The organism is Streptomyces sp. NPDC003032, assembly GCF_053591415.1.
The window spans coordinates 127136-139258 of the sequence record NZ_JBSFTT010000021.1; the positions used below are offsets into that span (position 1 = coordinate 127136).

Sequence of the window (12123 nt, forward strand, 5' to 3'; positions counted from 1 at the left end):
GCCGCCCGCCGGCTCACCCCCGAGGTGAGCCGGCGACGAGCCTCCCCAGGCAGAGCCGCGACATGACCTAGCCCGCGCCTTCGACGGGTAAGCCGGTCTTGAAGACCAGCCACACGGTTTTGCCGGGATCGTGCGGCGTGACGCCGAAGTCATCGCCGAGAGCTCTCGCGAGGAAGAGCCCCCGGCCGCCCACCTCTTCGACCTCTTGGCACGGCACCTCCGGGCATCCGCCCCCGCTGTCACGCACTTCGACGCGGACAAGCGGCCCGTCGGCCACAAGCCGCAGGCTGAACTGCCGGCCCGGTGGGACACCGTGGAGCACAGCGTTGGTAGCCAGTTCGGAAACGCAGAGCCGAATGTCGTCCTGCCGATCGGTGACTCCCCACTCGGCGAGGGTCTCGACGGCAAAGCTTCGCTCCGCACCCACCGATCTGCGGGCACGGGGAAATCGTCGTTGGCGTGACAATGCCACGGTGAACCACCGCCTCGTTTTCGGGCTGCACGATCGCGAGGAACGTAGCGCTATTCGCGAAAAGCGGCAAGGTTTCCCCAAGGCGAGTACGCTCCGTGGTTCGCTTAATGTGTAAAGCGGCAAGGTCGCCGCATCGGCCAAGCAGGAGGACACCGTGAGCGACAGCACCTGGGTCAGCACCTCAATGCCCTACCTGACGCCACGCGAGAAGGGGCAGCCCGACGCCTGGGGTGCCGAGGCCGCCGCCCGGGGCGGAAAGGGCAGCCAGCGCATCGTGCATGCCGGTGAAGCGCCCGCGCCGGACGAGGTGGCCGACCTGCTCGGTGTGGCCACTGGTGAAGCAGTCGTCGTACGACGTCGCCTCATCCAACTCGACGACGAGCCCTGCGAAATGACGGACACCTACTACCCCGTGGAGATCGCCCGCGGCACCCGCCTCGCCGGCACGGGCAAGATCCGCGGCGGAGCCGTGACGCTCCTGGCCGAGCTCGGCCACGTCGGCGTTCGCGTCCGTGAGGACGTGACCGCACGCATGCCCGACGCCGCCGAGCGCGAAGCCCTGCACCTGGACGCGGACGAGCCGGTCCTGCGGCTGAGCAGAGTCACCCTGGACGGCGACGGCCGGCCGGTCCAGGTCGACATGATGGTCATGCCCGCACACCGCCAGCGGCTCCGCTACGAGATCAGGATCGGATGACAGTGCCCCACACCGACAACGGCACAGCAGACCCTCGCTCCCTGCATGAGCGGATCGCCGCCGACCTCAGGGACGAGATCATGAGCGGCGACCTCGCTCCGGGCTCGAAGCTGCCCTCCACGAACCAACTGAAGGAGCGTTTCGACGCGTCCAACGCCACCATCCAGAAGGCCCTGCACCTCCTCAAGGACGAGCGGCTCGTCATCGGCCGCGCCGGGGCGGCGGTCACCGTGCGCGAGCACCGGCAGCGGACGATGCGGCCCGCCTCGTACATGGCCCCTGCGCCTCCCGGAGAGCCCTACCGCTGGCTCACCGAGGCGGCCAAGCAGGGCGCGCGGGCGCACAGCACCCTGCTGGAAGTGACCGAGGCACTACCCCCGGCCGACGTCTCGGCCGCCCTGAACCTCGCCGATGGCCAGGCGGCCGTACTCCGCCGCCAAGTCCTCCACCTCGACGACGAACCGGTCGAACTCGTCGCGTCCTACTACCCGTTGAGCCTCGCCCACGGCACCCCCATCACGGGCAGACAGAAGATCCGGGGCGGCACCCCGGCCCTCCTCGCCGAACTGGGCTTTCCGCCCCGCCTGAGTGTGGACCGGGTCTCCGCCAGAGTCCCCACCCAGGAGCAGTATCAGGCGCTGCGCCTCCCGAGCGACCTGCCCGTACTGCGTACTCTGCGCGTCGTCTACAGCGACGACGGCCGCCCCATCGAGGCCACGGTCATGGTCAAGGCAGGCCATCTCTACGAGCTGCAATACGAGTTCGCCCCGGAGTGAGACAGCCGGGCCGTCGCCCCTCAACCCACCACCTCGTACAGCACCTGCGCCCTCGGCCCGGACCCCGCCACCCGCAGCGCGGGGTCGTCACGCCCCAGACCGCCGTCCCCCGGATACTCCACGATCCACCGCACCCCGTAGCGGTGCAGTATGTCCAGGCGCTCCGCGCGCGGCGTGCCCGAGGCGAAGTAGGCGCGCACCGCAGCCACCCGCGCCTCCTGGTCCGGCAGGAAGAAGTCCGGATAGCCGGGGGCCACCGTGTAGGGGCCGTAGGCCGGGATCTGGCGGGACGGGAAGGTCTTCGCCATCACCACGTCACCGTAGTGGACCTGCGCCGCCAGCCAGTTGTAGCCGGGCCACGGCGGCTCGTACTTGGCGGCCACCGGCCCCGGCAGGACCGAGCGCGGCACCACGTAGCCGAGCGTTCCCGCCTGGGTCCACGCGCCCAGCAGCAGGGCCCCGCCGAGCAGGGCGGCGCAGGTGCGGCGCACCGCCGGGCGTCCCGCCTCGAAGACCTCCAGCGCCGCCGCCACCTGCGCGGGGATCAGGGCCGCAGGCAGCACCCTCCCCCACGAGTAGTGGCCGGTCAGGCCGCCCGCCGCGAACATCGTCGCGCCGAGGGCGAAGAAGAGGCCCAGAGGGTCCCGGTGGTCCCTGCGCCAGCGCCGCGCCAGGGCCGCGACGCCCAGCAGGGCAAGGCCGAAGTGCGGCAGCAGGCCCCGGTACAGCGAGCGGTGGATCTCCTCCAGGCCGCCGGCCCCGAAGAGGCCGAAGAAGGAGTAGTACGGCCAGGCGGCGAGGATCAGCAGGCCGAGGGCCAGGCCGCCGGCCAGACGCACCAGCACCGCCCGCGTCGGCCACGGCCGCGCCCCCAGCACCATCGCGAGCGCCCCGAACGACGCCACGACCCCCGTGAACTGGTGGCTCAGGAGGATCACGGACCAGAGCGCGCCCAGGCCGAGAAAAGCGAGCAGGCCCCCGCCCCGCAGGGACTTCCGCAGCAGCGCCCAGAAGTGGAAGGAGACGCCGAGCGCGAACGTACTCGGGTACGAGATCGTCAGCGCGAGTGAGTTCAGGCCGAGGAACCCGCTCCAGCTGAAGAGCCCCGGGCCCCAGAGGAGGAGCAGGCAGAGAAGGGATAGCGGCGCCGCCCCCTTGCGCGTACTGAACGTACGTACGAAGTGTCGGACACCCGTCACCAGCAGCCCGAGGCCGACCAGCGCGGCCAGCCGCAGCACGACGAACGTGCCGAGCCCCGTCGCCTTGGCCAGGCAGCCGAGCAGCAGCGTCCAGGGGGAGTAGTAGGGGCTCGGCGTGTCCGCGTCGACCAGTGGGTCGCCGGGGCTCAGCAGGTCATGGCGCAGGCGTTCGATCGTCGCCGCGTGGACGCCGAGGTCGCCCGCCCAGGGCAGACGGACGATCACGCAGAGGAGCAGGACGAGGGCGAGCAGGAGGGGCAGGGCGAGGGCATGCGGTACGAAGGAGAGCCGTACGAGGGTGCGCGGGGCCCGTATGACCCCCTTAGTGGCGGCGCGCATCGTGCTGGAAGACCCACGTCCGGTAGACCAGGAAGCGGAACGCCGAGGCCAGGCCGATCGACAGTGCCTTGGCGAGGTTCGAACCGAGCGGTCCGCTCATGTCCGCGCCGTGGTACGCCGCGTAGAACAGGACGCTCTCCATCACGACGCCGATGCCGCTGAAGACGAAGAAGAGGGCGATCTGCCGCTTGGTGCGCGAGGCGCGGTCCCGGTACGCGAAGAAGCGGAAGCCGAGGTAGTTGGTACCCATGGCCACGCAGCTGGCCAGGACCGTCGACGTCATCGGGCCCGAACCCAGACCGTGCAGGAGGAAGTTGAAGACGACGAGGTTGACGGCGACGCCGCTGCCGCCGACCACGCCGAACTTCGCCAGCTCCAGGGAGAGCCTGCGCAGCCGCGCGAGGCCGGGGCCGGGCGAGGGGGCGGGGGCGGGCCTGGGCCTGGGCGTAGGCGCGGGCCCGGCGGATGGCGCCGGAGCGGGCGGGACGGAGGCGACCGGCGGCGCGTCCTTCAGGACGGGCGCCGTCATCCGCGCGCCCCCGAGCCGCCGAGCCCAGAGCCAGTCCCCAAGCCCGACCCCGACCCTCTCGCGTCAGCACGCGACCCCGCCGCCCCCGCGCCGAGCCGCAGCTTCCACGGCATCACGATCGACTCCAGCTGCACCATCAAGTTCATCTTCGATTCGCCGACCGTCCGGTCCTCGAAGTGGATCGGCACCTCCATGACGCCGAAGCCGCGCCGCAGCGCCCGGTACTTCATCTCGACCTGGAAGCTGTAGCCCGCGCTGTCCACGGAGGCCAGGTCGATGGCGCGCAGGGCGTCCGCGCGCCAGAGGTTGAAGCCGCCGGTGATGTCGCGGACGCGGGTGCCGAGGATCGTGCCGGCGTAGGCGTTGGCCCAGCGGGAGAGCAGCTTGCGGTGGGCGCCCCAGGCGTCGGAGAGCGTGCCGCCCTGCACGTACCGGCTGCCCATGACGACACCCGCGTCGGTGGCGAGGGCGACGCCGAGCAGCTCGGCGACCTTCTCGACGGGGTGGCTGCCGTCGGCGTCCATCTGAAGCACGTACCGCGCGCCCTCGGCGACGGCCCGCGTCATACCTGCCGCGTAGGCCCGGCCGAGGCCGTCCTTCTCGGTGCGGTGCAGGACGCTCATGCGGGCGCTGCCGTACCGCTCGGCGAAGCGTTCGGCGATGTCACCGGTGCCGTCGGGGCTGGAGTCGTCGACGACGAGGAGCCGCAGGCCGGGCAGCGGCAGCGCCATCAGGGCCTCGGCCATGCCGGGCAGGTTCCCCGCTTCGTTGTACGTCGGCATCACGACGGTCAGCGCGGTGGCGGCCCAGGCTTCGGGCAGCCGCGCGGCGAGGCCGTCGGGGAGGTCGTCGGAGAGGTTCTCCGGGGTGTTCACAGTCACGGCTCAAGCCCTTCGGTGGTCCGCGGTCGATGGGTGGTCCGGTTCCCTGCGCTATGGATCTCGTACCTCCGTCAGACAATCTCACCCACCTTAGACCAAATGCCCGAATTGATGGGGTATGGCGAATCTCATCACCCATTCCGCGCCACGCAGGCAACCAATCAGGCCAAGGAAAGCTCCGCCCGGAGGCACCTGAGGCGTCCCTACCTCCACGATCACCGAGCGGCAACAAGAGATCCGCTACCGAAGACGCCGCGACGTACACCCACGTTGCCCGGACACGCAGACGGGGGCGCCCCGAGCCACAAGGCCCGGGGCGCCCCCACCAGTCACGTACCGCGAGGAACGCCTACGGAAGAACCGCCTACGAATGCGTACGCAACAACGTCCGCATCGTCCGCATCGCCACCGACAGATTCGCCAGATCGAACGCGTCGGAACTCTGGATCTCCTCCAGCGTCGTCCGCGCCCGGCTCAGGATCGGCGCGTTCTTCTCCTCCCACGCCTTGAAGCGCTGCTCCGGCGTCGACTCGCCGTTGCCCGCCGCGAGGACGTCCGCCGTCAGCGCGGCGTGCGCCGCGTACAGGTCCTCGCGGATGGAGGCCCGCGCCATGGACTGCCAGCGGTCGGCCCGGGGCAGCTCGATGATGCGGTCCATGAGCTGGGTGATGCGCAGCCGGTCGGCGAGGTCGTAGTAGACCTCGGCGACGGCCATCGGCTCCTTGCCCACCCGGTCGGCGACCGCGACGATGTCGAGCGCCGGGAAGGCGGACGAGAAGCCCGCGACGCGCTGGGCGAGCGCGTCGGGAACGCCCGCGCCCGTCAGCTCGTCACAGATGCTCTGGTACCACTCCTGGTCCGAGCCGCGCAGCAGCCTCGGCAGCTCGCCCCAGACCTGGGCGACGCCCTCGCGGAAGAAGGCGATGGTCTCGGCCAGCTGGAGCGGCTGCGGCCGGTTGTTGAGCAGCCAGCGCGAGCCGCGCTCGACGAGGCGGCGCGAGTGCAGCCGTACGCGCGTCTGCACATCGGCGGCGACGACATTGTCGAGCGCCTCGACGGCGTCCCAGACCTCGCTCAGCCCGAAGATCTCCCGCGCGGCCAGCTGGGCCCGCACGATCTCTTCGAGCGAGGCGCCCGTCTCCTCCCGCAGCCGGTGCAGGAAGGTCGAACCGCCGGTGTTCACCGTGTCGTTGACGAGTACGGTCGTGACGATCTCGCGGCGCAGCGCGTGCCCGTCGACCTGCTCCGGAAACCTATCGCGCAGCGCCTTCGGGAAGTACGCGTGCAGCAGGCGCCGCAGGTAGGGGTCGTCGGGCAGCGTCGTCTGGATCAGCTCGTCGGCGGCCGTGATCTTCGTGTAGGCGAGGAGGACGGCCAGCTCGGGCTGGGTCAGGCCACGGCCGGAGTTGAGCAGTTCGCGGATCTGCCGGTCGTTGGGCAGGAACTCCAGGCCCCGGTCGAGGTGGCCCTGCTTGCCGAGCCGGCGCATGAAGCGCTGGTGGGCGTGGAGCAGGGAAGGCGACTGGGTGACGGCGTTGGCCAGCGCGGTGTTCTGCGCGTAGTTGTTGCGCAGCACCAGCTGACCGACCTCGTCGGTCATCTCGGCGAGCAGCTTGTTGCGCTGCTTGACCGTCATGTCGCCGTCCGTGACGACCGCGTTGAGCAGGATCTTGATGTTCACCTCGTGGTCGGAGGTGTCCACGCCCGCGCTGTTGTCGATGGCGTCCGTGTTGATGCGGCCACCGGCGCGCGCGAACTCGATGCGGCCCAGCTGGGTGAGGCCGAGGTTGCCGCCCTCGCCGACGACCTTGACGCGCAGGTCGGCGCCGTTGACGCGGATCGCGTCGTTCGCCTTGTCGCCGACGTCGGCGTTGGACTCCGCCGACGACTTCACGTACGTACCGATGCCGCCGTTCCACAGCAGGTCGACCGGTGCCTGGAGGATGGCCTTCATCAGGTCGGCCGGGGTCATCTTGGCGACGCCGGTCTCGATGCCGAGGGCCTCGCGGATATGGGCGTTGAGCTGGATCGCCTTGGCGGTACGGGGGAAGATCCCGCCGCCGGAGGAGAGCAGTCCCTTGTCGTAGTCGGCCCAGGAGGAGCGCGGCAGTTCGAACAGGCGGCGGCGCTCGGCGTAGGAGGTCGCGGCGTCCGGCTTCGGGTCGATGAAGATGTGCCGGTGGTCGAAGGCTGCGACCAGGCGGATGTGCTCGGAGAGCAGCATGCCGTTGCCGAACACGTCACCGGACATGTCACCGACGCCGACGACCGTGAAGTCCTCGGACTGGGTGTCGCAGCCCAGCTCCCGGAAGTGCCGCTTCACGGACTCCCAGGCGCCGCGGGCGGTGATGCCCATGCCCTTGTGGTCGTAACCGGCGGAGCCTCCGGAGGCGAACGCGTCGCCGAGCCAGAAGTCGTAGTCCTCCGCGACCTTGTTGGCGATGTCGGAGAACGTCGCCGTGCCCTTGTCGGCGGCGACCACGAGGTACGTGTCGTCCTCGTCGTGCCGGACGACGTCCACCGGGGGCACGACCGCACCGGTGACGAGATTGTCGGTGATGTCGAGCAGCGCCGAGATGAACGTCTTGTAGCAGGCCACGCCCTCGGCGAGCCACGCGTCGCGGTCCTCCGACGGGTCGGGCAGCTGCTTGGCGACGAAGCCGCCCTTGGCGCCGACCGGCACGATGACGGTGTTCTTCACCATCTGCGCCTTGACCAGGCCGAGGATCTCCGTACGGAAGTCCTCGCGCCGGTCGGACCAGCGCAGACCCCCGCGCGCGACCTTGCCGAAGCGCAGGTGCACGCCCTCGACGCGCGGCGAGTACACCCAGATCTCGTACGCGGGTCGGGGCGCGGGCAGGTCGGGGATGGCCTGCGGGTCGAACTTCATGGAGACGTAGTGGTGCGGCTCGCCGCTCTCCGTCTTCTGGAAGAAGTTCGTCCGCAGGGTCGCCTTGATGACGGTGAGGAAGGACCGCAGGATCCGGTCCTCGTCGAGCGACGCGACCTGGTCGAGCGCTCCGTCCAGTTCCTCCAGGAGCCCGTCGGTCAGCTCGGTACCGGCGCGCTGGTGGTCCGGCGACATCCGGGCCTCGAAGAGCGAGACGAGCAGCCGGGTGGTGTGGACGTTGTTGCGGAGGGTGTCCTCCATGTAGTCCTGGCTGAAGGTGGAACCGGCCTGGCGCAGGTACTTGGCGTAGGCCCGAAGGACCATCGCCTGACGCCAGTTGAGGCCCGCGCGCAGCACCAGCGAGTTGAAGCCGTCGACCTCGGCCGCGCCGGTCCAGGCGGCGGCGAAGGCCTCCTGGAAGCGCTCGCGGCCGTCGTCGCCGAGGTAGTCGTCGTTGCCGTTCGGCGACTTGGGCATGCGCAGCCCGAAGTCATAGATCCACGCGTGCGTACGGTCCGAGCAGCGCAGCTCGTACGGACGCTCGTCGGTGACCTCGACGCCGAGGCGCTGCAGGACGGGCAGCACCGCGGAGAGGGAGACCTGCTCACCGGCGCGGTAGATCTTGAAGCGGCGCTCACCGGGCGCGGCGCCCACCGGCTCGTACAGGGAGAGCGCGAAGTCCCTGGGCCCCTGCGCGAGCTGCTCCAGGTGCTGGAGGTCGGCGACGGCGGCGCGCGGCGTGTGGTCGGCCTTGTAGCCCTCGGGGAAGGCGGCACCGTAGCGGCGCAGCAGCTCGGCGGCGCGCTCCTCGCCGCACTCGGCGGTCAGCGCCTCGGCGAAGCCGTCGGCCCAGGAGCGGGCGGCGTCGACGAGCCGCCCCTCGATGCGCTCGATGTCGGCGTCGGAGAGGTCGGGGACCTCGGCGCCCTTCGGCACCCTGACCACGAAGTGGATGCGGGAGAGGATCGACTCCGTGTTCCAGGCGGTGAAGTCGACGCTGGCGCCGTTCAGCTCCTCCTTGAGGATGTCGATGATCCGCAGCCGGACGCCGGTGGTGTAGCGGTCGCGCGGCAGGTAGACGAGGGCGGAGTAGTAGCGGCCGTACTCGTCCTTGCGCAGGTAGAGCCGGAGCCGACGCCGCTCCTGGAGGTAGAGGACGCTCGTCACGATGGAGCGCAGCTCGTCGGCCGGGGTCTGGAACAGCTCGTCGCGCGGGTACGTCTCCAGGATCTGGAGCAGGTCGCGCCCGTCGTGGCTGTTGGCGGAGAACCCGGCGCCCTTCAGCACCTCCTGCACCTTGCGGCGGATGACCGGCACGCGCCGCACGGACTCGGTGTACGCGGCGGACGAGAAGAGCCCGAGGAAGCGCCGCTCGCCCACCACATTGCCCGCGGCGTCGAACTTCTTCACGCCGACGTAGTCGAGGTAGCTGGGGCGGTGCACGGTCGCCCGGCTGTTGGCCTTGGTCAGGACGAGCAGCTTGTGCTCGCGGGCCTTGGCGCGCGCGTCGGCGGGCAGCCGGTTGAAGGACGGGCTGACCGGGTGGTGGTCGTCGCCGTGCTGCGGGTCGGCGCGCAGGATGCCGAGGCCGGTGCCGGGCACGGCGGCCAGGGAGTCCTCGTCCGTGAGGTTGTACTCGCGAAAGCCCAGGAAGGTGAAGTGGTTGTCGGCGAGCCAGCGCAGCAGCTCGCGGGCCTCCTCCACCTCCTGGTCGCGCAGGTCGTCCGCGGTGGGCTCGGAGGGCAGCTCGTCGGCGATGCGCAGCGCGGCGTCGCGCATCTTCTCCCAGTCCTCGACGGTCTCGCGTACGTCGCTGAGGATCCGGAGCAGATCGGCGGTGATCTGCTTGAGGTCGGCACGGTCGGTCTCGCGGTCCATCTCGACGTGGATCCACGACTCCACGAGCGCGTCGTGCGGCCGCTCGGCGCCCGCCTCGCCGGGCAGCACCTCCAGGAGCTTGCCGGTCAGGTCACGGCGCACGATGACCTGGGGGTGGATCACCACATGGATGCCGCGGCCCTGGCGGGAGAGCTCGTTGGTGACGGAGTCGACGAGGAAGGGCATGTCGTCGGTGACGACCTCCACGACGGAGTGGCTGCACGTCCAGCCGTTCTCCTCGACCGTCGGGGTGTGGACCCGCACGTTGGCCGTGCCCTGGGGGCGGTTCTCCGCGAGCCGGTAATGGGAGAAGGCGGCACCGAAGACGTCGACCGGGTCTCGGTCGGCCAGATCCTCGGGGGCGGTGTGCAGGTAGTAGCGCTGGAGGAACGCGAGAGCCATGTCCTGATCCGGCGTGGCCTCGCTCGTCGTCCCAGTCGGTGCACCGCTCGGTAGGCGCCCCCCGACCGGGCTGTTCTCAGCTACCCGGGCGGCCCGCGCGAGCAGCTCGGTCTTGGCTTCGTCCAGCTTGGTCTGCATTGTCCTCTGACTCCTGCCGCGCGCCATTGCGCGACGTAGAAGGAAGTGATGTGACGTAACGCCGCAGCCCGGGGTCTCCGGCCGGAATCGACGTTATGCCGCGGTGGGGGAAGAGCGGTCGGCTTTCCGCCATTTTCAGCGGTTCCACCGACAGATGCAGCGGATGTGCTGACAGATGCGGCTGTTCCGCTGACAGGTGGCTTGCTCGGCCCGGTCGTCCGCACCGCGAAGAGGCGTCAGCGAGGGCCCGGGCACGGATGTCCTCCGTGTTTCCCGGGCGCAGGGCGGAGGCACCGATGCCTCCGCGGGATATCGCGCTGATCACGGGTCAAGGCTATCGCCCCGCACCCGGGAACCGTCATGAGCCGTATGTGTACAAAAGCAGGGGCAGAACCTGGACAGTCTGCACAGTGCGGCCGGGGCGCGGCCCTGCTGTCGACCCCCTTGGCAAACCGGACGCGGGGATGCACGTTGAGCGGGACGGACAACGGACACGCACGACGGACAGCGCACAGCGCACAGCGCACGACGGACAACGGACAACGGACATCCGTGACGACTCGGGAAGCGAGCACCGATGGCAGCCAAGATCCTGATAGTGACCGGCGACGCGGCGGAGTCCCTGGAGGTCCTGTACCCCTACCAGCGGCTGCGCGAGGAGGGGTACGACGTCCACATCGCCGCCCCGGCCCGCAAGAAGCTGCGGTTCGTGGTGCACGACTTCGAGCCGGGCTTCGACACGTACACGGAGAAGCCGGGCTACACCTGGCCCGCGGACCTGGCCTTCGCCGAGGTGGAGCCCGGTCAGTACGTCGCCCTGGTGATCCCGGGCGGCCGGGCCCCGGAGTACCTGCGCAACGACCCGGAGCTCCGCAAGATCCTCAAGTCCTTCTTCGACGCGGACAAGCCGGTCGCGCAGATCTGCCACGGCCCGCTCCTGACGGCGGCGATCGGCGGCCTCACCGGGCGCAGGGTCACGGCGTACCCGGCCCTGGAGATGGACATGCAGGCGGCGGGCGCGACCTTCCAGGACGCGGAGGCGGTGGTCGACGGCACGCTGGTCTCGGCCCGGGCGTGGCCGGATCACTCGGGGTGGATGAGGGAGTTCTTGACGGTACTGAGGGCGAAGGCACCGGTGACGTGAGGGGCGACGTACGCGGGCGCCTGCGGTAGCTGCGGATTCTGCCGGCCGTCTCTCCCCTGCGCCGTCTCGCCCACCTACTCCTCACGGAACCTCAGGGAACGTCTCAGGCAGCGAACCGCTCCGCCACGACCACGGCTTCCGCCAGACTGTCCACGACGGGCACCCCGGCCGCCTCCAGACTCCCCCGGCTGTGCGAGCCCCCGGTGTAGAGCACGGCCCGCGCGCCCACGTGCGCGGCGGCGACCGCGTCATCGACGGCGTCCCCGATCACGACGACCCGCTCGGCGGCGGCGACGACACCCTCCAGCGCGGCGAGGTGCCGCACCATCCGCTCGGCCTTGCCGGCATGCGAGTCGTCGGTGCGCCCGTCGATCCGCACGAAGTGCTCCTGGATTCCGTGCCGGCGCACGATCGGCACCAGACGCTCATGCGGAGCCAGCGACAACAACGACTGCGTACGCCCGTCAGCGCGCCGCTCGGCCAGCAGCTGAGCGGCGCCTTCGGTGAGCCCGCACCCCTCGGCCCGAGACCAGTAGTGCCGGTGGAAGACGGCGTCCATGACCCGCCACTCGCTCTCACTCGGCAGCCGCCCCATCAGCCGCTCGTAGAACCGCGGAATCGGCACGCAGTACAGCTCGCGATACCGCTCCAGCGTGATCGGCTCAAGCCCGATCTCCGCGAAGGAGGCGTTGGTCGCCTCGATCACCGCATGAATGTCATGCAGGAGCGTCCCATTCCAGTCCCAGACGATATGCGCCCCACGCGGTCTCCCCATCCC

9 protein-coding genes are annotated in these 12123 nt (G+C 70.2%); 3 read left to right on the forward strand and 6 right to left on the reverse strand.

Translation table 11 applies throughout. The features are described from left to right. Positions 1–67: 67 nt before the first annotated feature. Positions 68–472 carry an ATP-binding protein gene (locus tag ACWDZ7_RS27155; protein WP_451800512.1) on the reverse strand — a complete coding sequence of 135 codons (405 nt, stop codon included), beginning with the start codon at positions 470–472 and terminating at the stop codon, positions 68–70. A 154-nt stretch (positions 473–626) separates the two neighbouring features. Between ACWDZ7_RS27155 and ACWDZ7_RS27160 the strand changes: the two genes are divergently transcribed. Next, a complete protein-coding gene (locus ACWDZ7_RS27160; RefSeq protein ID WP_451800514.1) occupies positions 627–1169 on the forward strand; it encodes a GntR family transcriptional regulator in 543 nt (180 codons plus the stop codon). After that, entirely contained in the window at positions 1166–1945 is a 780-nt protein-coding gene (locus ACWDZ7_RS27165) for a GntR family transcriptional regulator (RefSeq protein WP_451800516.1), read from the forward strand. The genes ACWDZ7_RS27160 and ACWDZ7_RS27165 overlap by 4 nt, the downstream gene beginning before the upstream one ends. A 20-nt stretch (positions 1946–1965) precedes the next feature. Here ACWDZ7_RS27165 and ACWDZ7_RS27170 read toward each other — a convergent pair whose 3' ends face one another. The 4 genes from ACWDZ7_RS27170 to ACWDZ7_RS27185 form a co-directional block, all read right to left on the reverse strand. Further along, positions 1966–3483, reverse strand: a complete 1518-nt coding sequence (locus ACWDZ7_RS27170; RefSeq protein WP_451800517.1) for a hypothetical protein — start codon at positions 3481–3483, stop codon at positions 1966–1968. Further along, positions 3467–4012 (reverse strand): GtrA family protein, encoded by a 546-nt coding sequence (locus tag ACWDZ7_RS27175; protein WP_451800519.1) that lies wholly within the window; start codon positions 4010–4012, stop codon positions 3467–3469. The genes ACWDZ7_RS27170 and ACWDZ7_RS27175 overlap by 17 nt, the downstream gene beginning before the upstream one ends. Further along, complete coding sequence (locus ACWDZ7_RS27180; RefSeq protein ID WP_451800552.1) at positions 4009–4794, reverse strand: polyprenol monophosphomannose synthase; 786 nt, start codon at positions 4792–4794, stop codon at positions 4009–4011. The genes ACWDZ7_RS27175 and ACWDZ7_RS27180 overlap by 4 nt, the downstream gene beginning before the upstream one ends. A gap of 463 nt (positions 4795–5257) precedes the next feature. After that, positions 5258–10201: an NAD-glutamate dehydrogenase gene (locus ACWDZ7_RS27185; protein WP_451800520.1), complete on the reverse strand. Its 4944-nt coding sequence runs from the start codon at positions 10199–10201 to the stop codon at positions 5258–5260. 577 nt (positions 10202–10778) lie between these two features. Between ACWDZ7_RS27185 and ACWDZ7_RS27190 the strand changes: the two genes are divergently transcribed. Continuing rightward, complete coding sequence (locus ACWDZ7_RS27190; protein WP_451517770.1) at positions 10779–11345, forward strand: DJ-1/PfpI family protein; 567 nt, start codon at positions 10779–10781, stop codon at positions 11343–11345. 103 nt (positions 11346–11448) lie between these two features. Here the strand turns inward: ACWDZ7_RS27190 and ACWDZ7_RS27195 are convergent, their stop codons facing one another. Continuing rightward, positions 11449–12120, reverse strand: coding sequence for an HAD family hydrolase (locus ACWDZ7_RS27195; protein ID WP_451800521.1), 672 nt, complete (start codon positions 12118–12120; stop codon positions 11449–11451). Between the last annotated feature and the right edge of the window lie 3 nt (positions 12121–12123).

What these genes read in the sequence shown, in the direction of transcription:
- ACWDZ7_RS27195 (WP_451800521.1), bottom strand. Translation starts at nt 12,120, where the DNA reads ATGGGGAGACCGCGTGGGGCGCATATCGTCTGGGACTGGAATGGGACG.
- ACWDZ7_RS27170 (WP_451800517.1), bottom strand. Translation starts at nt 3,483, where the DNA reads ATGCGCGCCGCCACTAAGGGGGTCATACGGGCCCCGCGCACCCTCGTA.
- ACWDZ7_RS27165 (WP_451800516.1), top strand. Translation starts at nt 1,166, where the DNA reads ATGACAGTGCCCCACACCGACAACGGCACAGCAGACCCTCGCTCCCTG.
- ACWDZ7_RS27175 (WP_451800519.1), bottom strand. Translation starts at nt 4,012, where the DNA reads ATGACGGCGCCCGTCCTGAAGGACGCGCCGCCGGTCGCCTCCGTCCCG.
- ACWDZ7_RS27190 (WP_451517770.1), top strand. Translation starts at nt 10,779, where the DNA reads ATGGCAGCCAAGATCCTGATAGTGACCGGCGACGCGGCGGAGTCCCTG.
- ACWDZ7_RS27185 (WP_451800520.1), bottom strand. Translation starts at nt 10,201, where the DNA reads ATGCAGACCAAGCTGGACGAAGCCAAGACCGAGCTGCTCGCGCGGGCC.
- ACWDZ7_RS27180 (WP_451800552.1), bottom strand. Translation starts at nt 4,794, where the DNA reads ATGCCGACGTACAACGAAGCGGGGAACCTGCCCGGCATGGCCGAGGCC.